Source organism: Massilia sp. IC2-477, from assembly GCF_020707265.1.
In the GTDB taxonomy this organism is placed as follows: domain Bacteria; phylum Pseudomonadota; class Gammaproteobacteria; order Burkholderiales; family Burkholderiaceae_D; genus Telluria.
Genome location: NZ_JAJFEQ010000007.1, coordinates 27,205 through 40,054 on the forward strand (window position 1 = coordinate 27,205; position 12,850 = coordinate 40,054).

Sequence of the window (12,850 nt, forward strand, 5' to 3'; positions counted from 1 at the left end):
CAGGAAAACAACATGAAACGGGTGACGGGCATCGGCGGGATCTTCTTCAACGCGCAGGACCCGGTCGCGCTGCGCGCCTGGTACGCGCGCCACCTGGGCATCGACGTACAGGACTGGGGCGGCGCCGCCCTCCTCTGGAACGAGGAGGCGCGCAAGCCGGATGGCGGGATGACCGTCTGGTCAATCGGCCAGGCCGGCAACGAACACTTCGCCCCCGGCCGGGCCAACTTCATGATCAATTACCGGGTCGCCGACCTGGACGCCCTGCTGCAGGCCCTGCGCGACGAGGGCTGCAATGTGCTGGACAAGACCGACGACTCGGAATTCGGCAAGTTCGGCTGGGTCATCGACCCCGAGGGCAACAAGGTCGAGCTGTGGGAGCCGCCCGCGGGGCAGTAAGGCTTACTGCGCCACTCAGTTGGCCAGCGCGGCGCGCTGGCGCTCTTCCTGCTCGCGCAGCTCGGGCGTCATGGCGTCGCCGAAGTCTTCCATGTCGAAGATCTGGCGGATCTCGATCTCCGCTTCGCCGCCCTTCATCGGCATCGGCACGCGCTTGACCCACTCGATCGCCTCTTCCTTCGACTTCACCTGCCAGATCCAGAAGCCGGCCAGCAGTTCCTTGGTCTCGGCGAAGGGGCCGTCGATCACGCGCGACTGACCGTCCTTGAAGTGCACGCGCGCGCCGCGCGAGGATGGATGCAGGCCTTCGCCCGAGACCATCACACCGGCCTTGATCAGTTCGTCATTGAAGTTGCCCATGTCGGTGAGCAGTTTTTCGTCCGGCATTTCGCCCGCTTCGCTGTGTTTGTCCGCCTTCAGCAGAATCATGAATCGCATCGCATCCTCCGTTTGGTATGGTTGGCCATGACGGTTTTCTTCGTCATTTGACAGCACGACGATCGGCGCAGGACAAATTCGACAGCGGCGCCGAACTTTTTATTGTTTATCGAGCGGCGCCAGCGTCAGGATCGCGTCGAAGGCATCGCAGGCCCCGGCGCAGGCGTCGGCGATCTGTTCCTGGCTGGTGACGTGGGCGCGCAGGGCCTGCATGAAGGCGCGCCAGCGCGGACCCGGGCCGACGTCAAGGCCGCGCAGGTAGCGCAGCGGATGCGGGGCTAATGGGCCGACCAGCTTGCCGTACAGGACGGCCCCGCCCAGCTGCGAGCCTTCGATGACATAGGCCACGCCCCAGCGGTAGGCGGCGCTGGCGTCGCGCGGCCAGTTGGCGGCCGCGCGCGGCGGCGTGTCGACCATGCCCGGCTCGGCCAGATCGGCCTCGATCAGGGCCAGGCGCGCGGTCGGTGGCAGGGTGGGATCGCGCTGGGGGCCGTCGGCGAAGCCGGCCAGCCAGGCTTCGAGCGGCGCCAGCCAGTCGCGCACCATGGCCAGGTGCGCGGCGTAGTCAGCCAGGTCAGGGAGGGGAGCGGACAGCGGCAGGCCGCTGTCGAGCCGCTCGTGCCGCGAGGCAGTCGCAGTCCGCAGCGCGGCCAGTACATCGGTGTCGCGCGCGGAATCGTTTGGACGGTTCATGAAGGCTCGAGAAGGTTCTCGATGGGGCGGCAATCGTCCATCTTACCACCTGGGGGCCGTTCAATCGGTAACAGGCTCCGGATATTCGACCGAAAGGATCTCCAGCTCGTCCGTACCGAGCGGGGTTTGTAGCGTGATGACATCACCCTCGCGCCCCTTGGTGAGTGCGCGCGCCACCGGCGAGACCCAGCTGATCTTGCCGCGCAGGGGGTCGAGCTCGTCGACGCCGACGATGGTGACAGTATGCTCCTCGCCGGCCTTGTTCAGGTAGGTGACGGTGGCGCCGAAGAAGACCTGGTCGTTGCCATGGTGCACGCTGGGGTCGACCACGAAGGCCGAATCCATGCGCTTGGTGAGAAAGCGGATGCGGCGGTCGATCTCGCGCAGGCGGCGCTTGCCATAGATATAGTCGCCGTTTTCCGAGCGGTCGCCGTTCGAGGCAGCCCAGTGCACCACCTTCACCACTTCCGGACGCTCGACGTCGATCAGCTGCAGCAGCTCGTCCTTGATGGCCTTGTAGCCGCTTGGGGTGATGTAGTTCTTGGCCCCGGCGGGAATAGCCTGGGCCAGCGCCAACGCGTCCGCGTCGTCGTCATCGTTGTCCGATTCTTTTACGAATGCCTTGTTCATGGGCTTATTGTAATGGCAAGTGGCGCCGGGGCGCTTCCGCTTCCCGTATCATGCACACCATGAAACGAGCGAAACAATCACGCTCCCGGCTTCTCGCGCCGCTGGTGCACCTGGCGGCGCTGATCCTGCTCGTCGAAGCCTGGACCTGGGACGTGGGCAGCAGGGCCGCCGCGCGGATGGCGGCCTGGCCGCCGCTGCGCTGGCTGGAAGCGCGTATCCGCCAGTTGCCGGCCTGGGCCGCCCTGTGCGCCTTCGTGCTGCCCGGGCTGCTGCTGTTGCCCGTCAAGCTGCTGGCCCTGCTCGCGATCGCCCATGGCCATGCGCTGGCGGGCGTGGCCGGCTTCGTCGCGGCCAAGCTGGGCGGCGCAGCGGTGGTGGCGCGCATCTACGTACTGACCCTGCCTGCCCTGCTCACCCTCGGCTGGTTTGCACGCTGCCATGGCGGCTTCCTGCGCTTCAGGGAGCGCGTGCTGACGGCATTGCGCGCCAGTGCCTTCTGGCGCGGCACACGCGCCGCCGTGTCCGGCATGCGGCGCGGCCTGCGCCGCGTGCTGCGCCGCGCCGGCCGCCAGCCCAGCCACCTCAGGCGCGTACTGCGCCGTTTCAGCACGCGCTTGCGCGCGCGCGAAGCGGCGCGACGACAAGAAAAGACAGAGACCGAACTGCCATGAGTCCGCTCCCCACCCTGGCCGCCGAGATGCAGGCGGCCGCATCGGAAATCTACCTGCTCGACGCCGCCACCCTCGCCGTGGTCGACGCCAACCAGGCCGCGCGCCTGAATCTGGGCATGGATGCGGGCGCGCTGCAGGGCGCCGACTTCCACGCCCTCGCCCCCGAACTCGAGTCCGCCACCCTGGCCGGCCTGCTTGCCGGGCTGGGCGAGGAGATCGGGGCCCAGGTCGGCCTGCGCACGCAGCTGCGGCGGCGTGACGGCAGCCGCTACCCGGTGCGCCTGTGTTTCCTGCGCATCGTGCGCGACGGCCGTTCGCTGCTGCTGGCAATCGCCGACGACCTCAGCCTCGAAGAAGCATCGGCGCGCGCCCTGGCCCAGTCGCAGGCGCGCTTCGACGCCATCGTGCGCAACACCCCGGGCCTGGTCTACCAGTTCGTGCTGCATCCGGACGGGCGCACCGATTTTCCCTGGCTCAGCGAAGGCTGCTCGGCCCTGCTCGGATTGTCCGTACTGGAACTGCAGCACGACGCCAGCCTGTTCGAGCGCCTGATCCTGCCCGAGGACCGCAAGGGCTACCGCGAATCAATGCTGGCCTCGCGTGAGGCCATGTCGGGCTGGAACTGGGAAGGCCGGATCTGGATCGACGCCTGGAACGACGTCAAGTGGATCAACCTGCGCGCCACCCCGCACCCCGCCGACGGGGGCGCGGTGCAGTGGGATGGCATCATGAGCAATATTACGGCCAGCAAGCAGGAGCAGCAGGAAGTGCTGCGCTCGCGCGCGCGCCTGGCCGAGCTGACCGACCACATCGAGCAGGTCAAGGAACAGGAGCGGGCCCGCATCGCGCGCGAGATCCACGACGACCTGGGCGGCAACCTCACGGCCATCAAGATGGCCCTGGCGATGCTGGCCGCGCGCCTGCCCGACAAGCAGCCGGCGCTGCTGGAAAAGGCGAATTACCTGGATGACCTGGTCGACCGCAGCATCGAAGCGGTGCACCGCATCTCGCTCGACCTGCGCCCCACCATGCTCGACCTGGGCATCGTGGCCGCGCTCGAATGGCAGGCGCGCGAATTCGAGAAGCAGATGGGAATCGCCTGCGTGTTCCGCGGCCCGGACGAGGACATTCTTCTGGACGACGACCACGCCACCGCCCTGTTCCGCATTTTCCAGGAAGCGCTGACGAATATCGCCAAGCACGCCGGCGCCACCCGCGTCACGGTGCTGCTGCGGCGCCAGCGCGCCCACCTGAGTCTCGACATCTGCGACAACGGGCGCGGCATCCAGCCCGCCGACCGCCTGAAACCCCATTCATTCGGCCTGCGCGGCATGAGCGAGCGGGCCAAGGCCCTGGGCGGCACGCTGGTCTTGTCGTCCGCGCCCGGAGGTGGCACGATGGTGACTATCAAAATCAGGCTGGCAACACCGCAGGAAAAAACGAAGAATGAGTGACAAAGCAACAATTCGTGTATTCATCGCCGACGACCACGCCATCGTCCGTGAGGGCCTGAAGCAGATCCTGGCCGAGCAGGGCGACATCATCGTCGCCGGCGAGGCCGAAACCGGGCTGGACGCCGTCAAGCTGGTCGGCAAGGCCAAGCCGCACGTGATGCTGCTCGACATTTCCCTACCCGACCGCAACGGCATCGAGGTGCTCAAGCAGATCAAGAAGGACCGGCCGGAACTGGCGGTGCTGATGCTGTCGATGCACCGCGAAGACCAGTACGCGATCCGTTCGCTGAAGGCGGGCGCGGCCGGCTACATGACCAAGCAGAGCGCCCCGCGCGAGCTGGTCACGGCCATCCGCCAGGTGGCGGGCGGCCAGAAATACGTCAGCGCCGCGCTGGCCCAGACCCTGGCGGCCCAGGTCGGCGAAGACCACGAGGCGCCGCCCCACGACGCTTTGTCCGACCGCGAATACCAGACCCTGACCATGATCGCCTCGGGCATGTCGGTGAGCGACATCGCGCGCGAACTGTCGCTGTCGGTGAAGACCGTGAGCGAATACCGGGCGCGCCTGCTGGCCAAGATGAAGCTCAAGAACAGCGCCGAGCTGACCCACTACGCGATCCGCAACCAGCTGGTGGGTTGAGCGCCACACGGAAAACGCGGGTTGTTGCACAAACGGTAGGCAAAAACAGTTTGTTACCGCTTTTTAATTGATGGTTGGCAAGAAAGCTGATTATCATGTCGGTAAACAGCAATCTGTCATTACACGCCATGTCCATCTCGTCCCCGCCTGCCGGCACCGGCCAGAATCCCGCCGATATCGCCCGCGAAGCCTTCCGCCGCCTCGCGACACGCCGTATCGCCCCCACGCCGGACGCCTACCGCGCCATCTATGACGAGATCGCCGGCGTGCCGCCCGCGCCGCCGGCAGCAGGCGGGCCCGGCCCGGCTGCCGAGGTGCTGGAAAGCTTCGGGCGCAAGCTGGCCGATACGCCGGGCGAAGTGTCCGAATACGGGCGCCGCATGCTGCGCGCCGCCAAGAGCGGCGACTGGACCGGCTACGCCCAAGCCCTGACCCAGGTGGCGGACCGCCACCTGCGCCGCAACACCCCGGTGATGGCGCTGGGCGACGAGGATCCCGATGCGCGCCACCTGCGCGAGATGCTGAACCGTTCGCTGGCTTATGCGCTGGCCACCCTGCTGGCGGGCAGCCCGGCCCTGGTAACAGAGGCCGAAGCGCTGGGCGGCGCGGTGCGCACGGCGCGCGGCGAGGCCGAGCTGGGCGAACTGTCCAGCCGCCTGAAGCAGCTGTGCTACCAGATCGAGCTGCGCAGCGGCGATTCGGCGGAAGAGCGCGAGCTGCTGCTTCGCCTGTTCCGCCTGCTGCTCGACAACGTCACCGAACTGCTCGACGACGACAGCTGGATGCGCGGCCAGATCGCCGTCGTGCAGGACCTGATCGCGGGACCGCTCGATGCGCGCGCCCTGGAAGAGGCTACGCGCGGCCTGAAGGACGTGATCCTCAAGCAGGGCCGCCTGCGCCACAGCATTTCCGACGTCCGCGCCACCATGAAGAACATGATGATGACCTTCATCGACCGGCTCGGCTCGGTGGCGGCATCGACCGGCGACCACCATGCGCGTCTGGCCGGCTATTCGGAACGGATCGGACGTGCCGCGAACATCGAGGAGCTGGGCGAAGTCATGGACGAAGTGCTGCGCGAGATGCGCGCGGCCCAGGACGAGGCACTGGCCTCGCGCGACCGCATGGTGGCCGTGCACCGCGAAGTGCAGGAAGCCGAGGAACGCATCCGCATGCTGGAAGCCGAACTCCAGCACATGAGCGAGCTGGTGCGCGAAGATCAGCTGACGGGCAGCCTGAACCGGCGCGGCCTGGACGACGTATTCGAGCGCGAGAGCGCGCGCGCCGACCGCCGCAACACCCCCTTGTGCGTGGCCATCCTCGACCTCGACAATTTCAAGAAGCTGAACGATACCTACGGCCACCTGGCCGGCGACGGCGCCCTGAAGCACCTGGTGAAAGTGGTGCGCGACACCCTGCGTTCGATGGATGTGATCGCCCGCTTCGGCGGCGAGGAATTCGTGATCCTGATGCCGGAAACGGCAGTGGATGCGGCAGCCAGCGCGATGGTGCGGGTGCAGCGCGAGCTGACCCGCCATTTCTTCATGCATGACAACGAGAAGATGCTGATCACCTTCTCCTGCGGCGTGGCCCTGCGCCTGCCGAACGAGGACCAGGCCAGCCTGGTGGCGCGGGCCGACCGCGCCATGTACCAGGCCAAGCAGAGCGGCAAGAACCGGGTGGTTGTCGCCGAGTAAAGCCGCCTAGCGCGAATCCAGCGGCCGCGGCGCGTTCGCCATTTCATCCTTCGCGCCCTGGGCGCCGACCGCCTTGAGCATGCGGTCGGTCGACGTACGGTCCTTCAGGCGGCTGCCGGTCATGGTGTGACCATCCTGGCCGGCGGTGTTGCCGGCGCTGGCGATCAGTTCCTGCTCGGTCGGGCCCGGCCCGACTTCCTGGGTAGCGCATCCTGCCAGCGCCAGGGCGGCGCATGCTGCTGCAATCATCTTCATGAGGTCATCTTCTCCGGATAAGCGTTGCTGGGAGCCCGTCAATACGGCAGAGCTTGTCAAAATCCTAGCATTCCCTTGCACCTGGCGCGCGTTTCGGCGGAAATTATTCCTTCCGGGTGAGCAAATTGACAAGACCCGGCGCGTTTTGCCGCTCGGCGGCTCCCGCCTTGAGGGGAAAAATAAATTATTTTTCGCCCTAAAGTTCCGCTTTTCGCTGTCGTCTAAACGCAGCGCCATTGGGAACTTGAGCAAAAACATGCAGATTTATTTTCGATGCCGGCCATCAAGTTTTTGCCGTGGAGCACGTTACCAGCATCAACAGCGGTGTGATCGTCACGGAACAGCGTGGCGCACCAAAGTGAACAGGGCAAGGTGGCCCACCCCGAAATACAGTCTGGAGAAATACCATGGCATCCGTAATCAATACCAACGTTGCATCCCTGAACTCGCAGCGTAACCTGTCGACCTCGCAAGCTTCCCTGAACACCTCGATCCAGCGCCTGTCCTCGGGCCTGCGTATCAACAGCGCGAAAGACGACGCCGCTGGTCTGGCCATCTCGGACCGCATGCAATCGCAGATCAAGGGCATGACCCAGGCCACCCGCAACGCGAACGACGGCGTGTCGATGGCCCAGACCGCAGAAGGCGCCCTGTCGAGCTCGGGCGACATCCTGCAGCGTATCCGCGAACTGGCAGTGCAGTCGTCGAACTCGTCGAACTCTTCCAGCGACCGCAAAGCCCTGCAGACTGAAGTCACCCAGCTGACTTCGGAACTGAACCGCATTTCCAACACCACCGAGTTCAACGGCCAGAAGCTGATGGACGGCACCATGGGCACCGCCAACTTCCAGGTGGGCGCCAATGCAGGCCAGCTGATCTCGATGGGCGGCGCGAACTTCACCACCTCGACCTACGGCAACAACAGCGCCGTGTCGGGCGCGCCGGCGGCCGGCTCGACTGCCGCGATCAGCGCTGGCACCATCACCATCAACGGCTACCAGGGTTCGAAGGACATCGAGATCGGTACGGGCAAGGCAGAAAGCGCCAAGGCTGTCGCCGCCGCGGTCAATACCAAGACCGCCGATACCGGCGTGACCGCTACCGCCAAGACCGAAGCCAAGATCAGCGCTGCCGCCAACTCCGCGGTGACCATCAAGCTGACCTCGGACAACAGCGACGCCGTCACGATCTCGTTCAAGGTCGGCGCCAACAAGGACGCCGACGGCTTCGCCGCCGCGATCAGCGCCTTCAATGCACAGTCGTCCAAGACTGGTGTCACCGCATCGTTCGATAAAGACGGCATCAAGCTGACCAATACGAACGGCGCCAACATCAAGATCGAAAACACCGGCGCCAACGACGTTGACTTCGGCAACTACGATGCGGCCGGCGCGCTGCAATCGGCTGCGGTCACCGCCGGCACTGGTTCATCGGTCGCAATCGGCCGCGTGACCTTCGACTCGGAGCAGGCGTTCTCGACGACCTCCAACGGTGGCGCGAACATGGGCGTGCCGGCCAACTCGGAACTGAAATCGGTCGCCAACCTGGACGTGACCAGCTTCGACAACGCCCAGCAGGCCATCAAGATTGCCGACGCAGCACTGGCATCGGTCAACAGCAAGCGCGCCGAATACGGTGCACTGCAGTCCCGCTTCGAATCGGCGATCTCGAACCTGTCGTCGTCGACCGAGAACCTGTCGGCATCGCGCAGCCGCATCGTCGACACCGACTTCGCTGCTGAAACCGCGAAAATGACCCGCGGCCAGATCCTGCAGCAGGCTGGTACCTCGATGCTGGCCCAGGCGAACTCGCTGCCGAACGGCGTCCTGTCGCTCCTGCGTGGCTAATGGTTGATGGACTAATCAGTCCACCGATGCAGTAAAACACTCCTCGGCTGAAGAAATTCAGCCGAGGATTTTTCGCTATGGAGGTCACATGAACATCCAATCGCTTGGTTCACCCGTGGCATCGCCGCTCGCCGCGCCCGATCAGCCGGCCGCCCAGCCCATTAAACCTGCCGCGCCGGCCAAAGCCGCCGACGGCAAGGACGCCGAGGCCGCCGCTAGGCCCTCGCGCGAGCAGGTCGGCGACGCGGTCAAGAAGATCAACGAAGGCATGCGGGCTTCGTCGCAGAGCCTGGAGTTCGCGATCGACGAGGACAGCAAGGACATCGTGGTCAAGATCATCGACCAGAATACCCGTGAGGTGGTGCGCCAGATTCCGTCCGTCGAAGCGCTCGAGATCGCCAAGTCGCTCGACAAGATGCGCGGTCTCCTCATCAGCCAGACGGCCTGAGCTGTCATGACAGGCGCACGCCGCGCGCTCCCTCGCGGGCAGCGCGCGGCGTAGCTGCGTCGCAGCTACTTGCGTCCGTGACAATCTATTCCCAACTATTTGAATTGGGACACATTTCCCACTCTTAAGTCCCGTTTGCTTCTGTCGATAATGACTTACATTATCGCTTTCACGGGAGAAACAAAGTGGGCATCAGTTCATCGGGCATCGGTTCCGGCCTCGACGTCGACGGCCTCATCAGCAAGCTGATGCAGGCGGAAGCGGCGCCGCTCGCCAACTTCGACAAGAAGGCGTCGGCCCTGCAGCAGCGCATGGGCGCGCTGAGCAAGGTCAGTGCGGCGGTTGGCGCCTTCCAGGGCGCCCTCACCTCCCTCAATTCTCCCGCCACCTTCAAGGCGCTTAGCGCGAGCAGCGGCGACAAGGATGTCCTGAGCGGCAGCGCCGGCGCCGATGCGGTCGCCGGCAAGTACCGGATCAACGTCACCCAGATGGCTTCGGCCCAGAGCCTGAGCACCAGTGGCCGCGCCAGCACGAGCGCGACCATCGGCGGCACCGCCAAGACCACGCTGACTTTCCAGTTCGGCAGCATCGGTGGCGGCAGCTTCGGCGTCGCCGGCAGCGCGCTGGGCACCGCGACCGCCAGTAGCGGCATCAGCAACGGCGCGCTCAGCATCAACGGCACCGCCATCGCGACCAGCAGCGCCACCCGCAACGCGGTCCAGCTGGCCGAAGCCATCAACGCCAAGAGCGACACTACCGGCGTGACCGCCAAGGCCAGCGCCACCAGCGCCGCCAGCCTGTTCGCCGATTTCGACACCGTCACCACCGACTCCGCCTCCAGCTATGCGCTCACGGTGGGCGGCGTGCAGATCGCCTCGCTGGCCGGCGCCGGCACGCTCAGCGCCGCCCAGATCGACAGCGCCCTGGGTGGCGGCAGCGTCAGCGCGGCGCTGGCGGCCGCCAACATCAGCTACACCGGCAGCGCCGTGGACGGCACGCTGCAGTTCACCGCGACGGACGGTTCCAACCTGACCGTCGCCGAAGTCATTGGCGGCAGCGGCAGCGTGACCGGCGGCACCAAAGGCACGAATCAGCCGAACACCGGCACCAGCGCCACCACCAACGCCGGCGTGACCCTGACCTCGAAGGACGGCAGCCAGATCCTGATCGGCGGCACCAATCCGGCCGCTGCCGGTTTCACCGCGGGCAGCGCCGGCAGCTACCTGGGCGGGGCCAGCTTCAGCCAGGACGGCTCGCAGGCCAGCGCCGTCGTGACGCTCGACTCCGGCGACCAGTCGCTGCAGGGCATCCGCGATGCCATCAACAAGGCCAACATCGGCGTCACCGCGACCATCGTGTCCGACGGCGGCACCAACCCCTACCACCTGGTGCTGACCTCGAACAAGACCGGCGAAAAGTCCTCGATGAAGATCAGCGTCGGCGGCGTCGACGGCGCCGACCCCGACCCGGCGGTCGCCGCCCTGCTCGGCCATGACCCAGGCGGCGTGCAGGGCCTGACCCAGACCAGTGCGGCCCAGGACACCCTGCTCAACATGAACGGGATCGACATCCGCAGCAGCAGCACCACCGTTACCGAAGCGGTGCAGGGTGTGTCGCTCGACATCGCAGGCCTGGGCAGCACGACCCTGAACGTGTCGCGCGACACCGGCTCGGTGACCAGCGCCGTCAACGACTTCGTCAAGGCCTACAACGACCTCAACAAGACGATCTCGAGCCTGGCCGGCTACAACGCCGAGACCAAGGTCGCTGGCGTGCTGCAGGGCGACGCCTCGGTACGCTCGATCCAGAGCCAGCTGCGGCGCGCGCTGGGCGCTTCGGTCGAAGGCCTGGGCGGCAAACTCACCACCCTGAGCCAGGTCGGCATCACCTTCCAGAAGGACGGCAACCTGGCCGTCGATACGGGCAAGCTGAACAAGGCCATCAACGAGAACTTTGCCGAGATCGGCGGCCTGTTCGCGGCCATGGGCGCGGCCACCGACGGCCAGGTCAAGTTCGACAAGTCCAGCGCGGCGACCAAGCCCGGCACCTATGCCGTGAAGGTCGACTCCCTCGCGACCCAGGGCACGCTCACCAGCGGCGCCCCGCTCGTGGGAACAGCCACGATCCCGCCGAACACGACTTGGCGCGTCACGCTGAACCAGACCGACCCTGTCACCGACAGCAAGATCCAGGAGATCAAGCTGACGGCCGGCACCTATACCAATACCCAGCTTGCCGCGATGCTGCGCGCCGCGATCAACGGCAACACCACCTTCGCCGGCGCCGGCGACACGGTCGAGACCAAGGTCGAGGACGACGGCCGCATCTCGATCTCCTCGAGCAAGTACGGCGAGACCTCGAACATCCAGATCAGCCATATCGGCGGCTACGACCCGGCCCAGCTGTTTGGCGCTTCCACCACGGCCAAGGGCACCAACGTGGTCGGCACGATCGGCGGCGTGGCCGCTACCGGCAACGGCCAGTCCCTGACCGCCGCGGCCGGCTCGCCGGCGGAAGGCATCCAGATCTCGATCACGGGCGGCGCCACCGGCGAACGCGGCAGCGTCAGCTTCTCGAAAGGCTTCGCCTTCGAGCTGACCAACCTCGCGGCCAGCTTCACCGGCAAGGGCAGCCTGCTCACCAGCAAGACCGATGGCCTGAACGTCACCCTGAAGTCCATCACCAGCGCCCGCGACCGTTTCGAGTCGCGCCTGGAATCGGTCGAAAAACGATACCGGGCCCAGTTCACGGCGCTCGACACCGCCTTGATGTCGATGCAGTCGACCTCGGCCTACCTGACCCAGCAGCTTGCGGCGCTGACCGCGAACGCAGGCTAAAGCACTCTCACCTGGAGAACACGATGTTTGGAACCATGCAACGCGGCGTCGGCGCCTATGCGAAAGTCGGTCTGGAGACCGGCGTCGCCGGCGCCTCCCCGCACAAACTGATCGTCATGCTGTACGACGGCGCGATGGTGTCGATCCTGAGCGGCATCACCAACATGAAGGCCGGGAACGTCGCCGCGAAGGGCGCCGCCATTTCGAAGGCCATCAACATCATCGACAACGGCCTGCGCGCCGCCCTCGACAAGAAGGTCGGCGGCGAGATCGCCCAGAACCTCGACGCCCTGTACGAATACATCAGCGCGCGCCTGCTCAAGGCCAACCTGAGCAACGACCCGGCGATCCTGGAAGAAGCGCATTCGCTGCTGTCCGAGCTGCGCGACGCCTGGAACGCGATCGACCCGCAGGCTGCCGCCGCCGAAGCGCAGGCCGCCGCTCCCGCGCCGCTGCGCGCCCCGACCCTGATGAGTGCTTGAACACCATGCCACAGATGACCAGCGAAGATATCGTCGAGGTGTACGAAACGATGGCGGTGATCACCGACCAGATGCTGTGCGCCGCCAATGACAGCGACTGGGACCGCCTGGCCGAGCTCGAGCAGCAGTGCGCCGCCCACGTGCGCCAGCTGAAGGACAACGAGCCGCAGGCGCTGGCCGGCGCGCAGCGCGTCAAGAAGGTCGACGCGATCCGCCGCATGCTCGCCGCCGACCGCCAGATCCGCGACCTCACCACCCCGTGGATGGCGCGCCTGTCTGCCCTGATCAACAACACCTCGACCGAACGCCGCGTCGCCCGCGCCTACGGCGTCTAAGCCGGCCAGGGACCGCCCACCGCC

At 66.1% G+C, this 12,850-nt stretch carries 14 protein-coding genes; 10 read left to right on the forward strand and 4 right to left on the reverse strand.

Annotated elements, in window-relative coordinates; all coding sequences use genetic code 11:
* The first annotated feature begins 12 nt into the window (after positions 1 to 12).
* On the forward strand, positions 13 to 399 hold the full coding sequence (locus LK542_RS15280; protein WP_227812556.1) for a VOC family protein: 387 nt from the start codon (positions 13 to 15) through the stop codon (positions 397 to 399).
* Between the two features lie 15 nt (positions 400 to 414).
* Here LK542_RS15280 and LK542_RS15285 read toward each other — a convergent pair whose 3' ends face one another.
* The 3 genes from LK542_RS15285 to greB form a co-directional block, all read right to left on the reverse strand.
* Positions 415 to 837, reverse strand: coding sequence for a YciI family protein (locus LK542_RS15285; RefSeq protein ID WP_227799316.1), 423 nt, complete (start codon positions 835 to 837; stop codon positions 415 to 417).
* 99 nt (positions 838 to 936) lie between these two features.
* Entirely contained in the window at positions 937 to 1,530 is a 594-nt protein-coding gene (locus LK542_RS15290) for a biliverdin-producing heme oxygenase (protein ID WP_227812557.1), read from the reverse strand.
* 60 nt (positions 1,531 to 1,590) lie between these two features.
* Positions 1,591 to 2,160, reverse strand: a complete 570-nt coding sequence (gene greB / locus LK542_RS15295; RefSeq protein ID WP_227799318.1) for a transcription elongation factor GreB — start codon at positions 2,158 to 2,160, stop codon at positions 1,591 to 1,593.
* 59 nt (positions 2,161 to 2,219) lie between these two features.
* On the opposite strand from greB, the gene LK542_RS15300 reads away from it, so the two are divergent.
* The 4 genes from LK542_RS15300 (at position 2,220) to LK542_RS15315 (ending at position 6,622) form a co-directional block, all read left to right on the forward strand.
* The gene (locus LK542_RS15300) at positions 2,220 to 2,831 is read left to right on the forward strand and encodes a hypothetical protein (protein WP_227812558.1); all 612 of its coding nucleotides are present in this window, start codon (positions 2,220 to 2,222) and stop codon (positions 2,829 to 2,831) included.
* Complete coding sequence (locus tag LK542_RS15305; RefSeq protein WP_227812559.1) at positions 2,828 to 4,285, forward strand: ATP-binding protein; 1,458 nt, start codon at positions 2,828 to 2,830, stop codon at positions 4,283 to 4,285. Before LK542_RS15300 ends, LK542_RS15305 begins: the two co-directional genes overlap by 4 nt.
* Complete coding sequence (locus tag LK542_RS15310) at positions 4,278 to 4,925, forward strand: response regulator transcription factor (protein ID WP_227812560.1); 648 nt, start codon at positions 4,278 to 4,280, stop codon at positions 4,923 to 4,925. The genes LK542_RS15305 and LK542_RS15310 overlap by 8 nt, the downstream gene beginning before the upstream one ends.
* 128 nt (positions 4,926 to 5,053) lie before the next feature.
* Entirely contained in the window at positions 5,054 to 6,622 is a 1,569-nt protein-coding gene (locus tag LK542_RS15315) for a GGDEF domain-containing protein (protein WP_227812561.1), read from the forward strand.
* Positions 6,623 to 6,628: 6 nt separating this feature from the next.
* On the opposite strand, the gene LK542_RS15320 is transcribed toward LK542_RS15315, so the two are convergent.
* Complete coding sequence (locus LK542_RS15320; RefSeq protein ID WP_227799323.1) at positions 6,629 to 6,877, reverse strand: hypothetical protein; 249 nt, start codon at positions 6,875 to 6,877, stop codon at positions 6,629 to 6,631.
* A gap of 407 nt (positions 6,878 to 7,284) precedes the next feature.
* Between LK542_RS15320 and LK542_RS15325 the strand changes: the two genes are divergently transcribed.
* The 5 genes from LK542_RS15325 to LK542_RS15345 all read left to right on the forward strand — a co-directional run bounded on the left by LK542_RS15325 (position 7,285) and on the right by LK542_RS15345 (position 12,826).
* The gene (locus tag LK542_RS15325) at positions 7,285 to 8,724 is read left to right on the forward strand and encodes a flagellin (RefSeq protein WP_227812562.1); all 1,440 of its coding nucleotides are present in this window, start codon (positions 7,285 to 7,287) and stop codon (positions 8,722 to 8,724) included.
* Between the two features lie 88 nt (positions 8,725 to 8,812).
* Positions 8,813 to 9,172, forward strand: a complete 360-nt coding sequence (locus LK542_RS15330) for a flagellar protein FlaG (RefSeq protein WP_227812563.1) — start codon at positions 8,813 to 8,815, stop codon at positions 9,170 to 9,172.
* A gap of 185 nt (positions 9,173 to 9,357) precedes the next feature.
* The gene (gene fliD, locus LK542_RS24945) at positions 9,358 to 12,009 is read left to right on the forward strand and encodes a flagellar filament capping protein FliD (RefSeq protein ID WP_227812564.1); all 2,652 of its coding nucleotides are present in this window, start codon (positions 9,358 to 9,360) and stop codon (positions 12,007 to 12,009) included.
* 23 nt (positions 12,010 to 12,032) lie between these two features.
* Positions 12,033 to 12,491 carry a flagellar export chaperone FliS gene (fliS, locus tag LK542_RS15340; RefSeq protein ID WP_227799327.1) on the forward strand — a complete coding sequence of 153 codons (459 nt, stop codon included), beginning with the start codon at positions 12,033 to 12,035 and terminating at the stop codon, positions 12,489 to 12,491.
* Positions 12,492 to 12,505: 14 nt separating this feature from the next.
* The gene (locus LK542_RS15345) at positions 12,506 to 12,826 is read left to right on the forward strand and encodes a flagellar protein FliT (RefSeq protein WP_227812565.1); all 321 of its coding nucleotides are present in this window, start codon (positions 12,506 to 12,508) and stop codon (positions 12,824 to 12,826) included.
* The last annotated feature ends 24 nt before the right edge of the window (positions 12,827 to 12,850 follow it).

Excerpts from the sequence above, each read along its gene's own strand:
- LK542_RS15280 (WP_227812556.1), top strand. The coding sequence starts at position 13 with ATGAAACGGGTGACGGGCATCGGCGGGATCTTCTTCAACGCGCAGGAC.
- LK542_RS15285 (WP_227799316.1), bottom strand. The coding sequence starts at position 837 with ATGCGATTCATGATTCTGCTGAAGGCGGACAAACACAGCGAAGCGGGC.
- LK542_RS15290 (WP_227812557.1), bottom strand. The coding sequence starts at position 1,530 with ATGAACCGTCCAAACGATTCCGCGCGCGACACCGATGTACTGGCCGCG.
- greB (WP_227799318.1), bottom strand. The coding sequence starts at position 2,160 with ATGAACAAGGCATTCGTAAAAGAATCGGACAACGATGACGACGACGCG.
- LK542_RS15300 (WP_227812558.1), top strand. The coding sequence starts at position 2,220 with ATGAAACGAGCGAAACAATCACGCTCCCGGCTTCTCGCGCCGCTGGTG.
- LK542_RS15305 (WP_227812559.1), top strand. The coding sequence starts at position 2,828 with ATGAGTCCGCTCCCCACCCTGGCCGCCGAGATGCAGGCGGCCGCATCG.
- LK542_RS15310 (WP_227812560.1), top strand. The coding sequence starts at position 4,278 with ATGAGTGACAAAGCAACAATTCGTGTATTCATCGCCGACGACCACGCC.
- LK542_RS15315 (WP_227812561.1), top strand. The coding sequence starts at position 5,054 with ATGTCCATCTCGTCCCCGCCTGCCGGCACCGGCCAGAATCCCGCCGAT.
- LK542_RS15320 (WP_227799323.1), bottom strand. The coding sequence starts at position 6,877 with ATGAAGATGATTGCAGCAGCATGCGCCGCCCTGGCGCTGGCAGGATGC.
- LK542_RS15325 (WP_227812562.1), top strand. The coding sequence starts at position 7,285 with ATGGCATCCGTAATCAATACCAACGTTGCATCCCTGAACTCGCAGCGT.
- LK542_RS15330 (WP_227812563.1), top strand. The coding sequence starts at position 8,813 with ATGAACATCCAATCGCTTGGTTCACCCGTGGCATCGCCGCTCGCCGCG.
- fliS (WP_227799327.1), top strand. The coding sequence starts at position 12,033 with ATGTTTGGAACCATGCAACGCGGCGTCGGCGCCTATGCGAAAGTCGGT.
- LK542_RS15345 (WP_227812565.1), top strand. The coding sequence starts at position 12,506 with ATGACCAGCGAAGATATCGTCGAGGTGTACGAAACGATGGCGGTGATC.